Source organism: Bartonella vinsonii subsp. berkhoffii ATCC 51672 (assembly GCF_902825225.1).
In the GTDB taxonomy this organism is placed as follows: domain Bacteria; phylum Pseudomonadota; class Alphaproteobacteria; order Rhizobiales; family Rhizobiaceae; genus Bartonella; species Bartonella berkhoffii.
Genome location: NZ_CADEAK010000352.1, coordinates 1 through 384, shown reverse-complemented (window position 1 = coordinate 384; position 384 = coordinate 1). Strand labels below are relative to the sequence as shown.

1 pseudogene is annotated in these 384 nt (G+C 37.0%); it reads right to left on the bottom strand.

Features of this window, described 5'->3' with window-relative positions:
- Positions 1-384, bottom strand: a pseudogene (locus tag J7R10_RS09580) (hypothetical protein); the annotation flags it as partial.

Below are 384 nucleotides of genomic sequence, written 5' to 3'. Positions count from 1 at the left end.
AATCCTCAGGAATGCGACATCCCCGTTTATCTCCAGACCGCTTGGTTTTCTTTTCAGTGCTTTTTTGCTGTGAAACGGGTGATTGGTTTTCTGATGAGGGTGCATCGTGATCCAACTGCTGCTCAACAGCATCATCGGTTGTTTCACTTTGAACCGAAACTTCAGTTGCTAAATCTTCTGAAGCATTTTCTTTTTTTGATAACACGATAGTGTTAGTTTTTTTATTATATATGTTATTGTTATTGTTAATGGCATCAACAAGCATATCGTTAGCATCATGCTTAATAATGCTAGATATATCACTAGCATTGTGCTTAACATTATTACTTGAATTATCTAACTTTTTTTGTTTGTCCCATCTCGCTTGTGCTGCTTTGGAAGCTC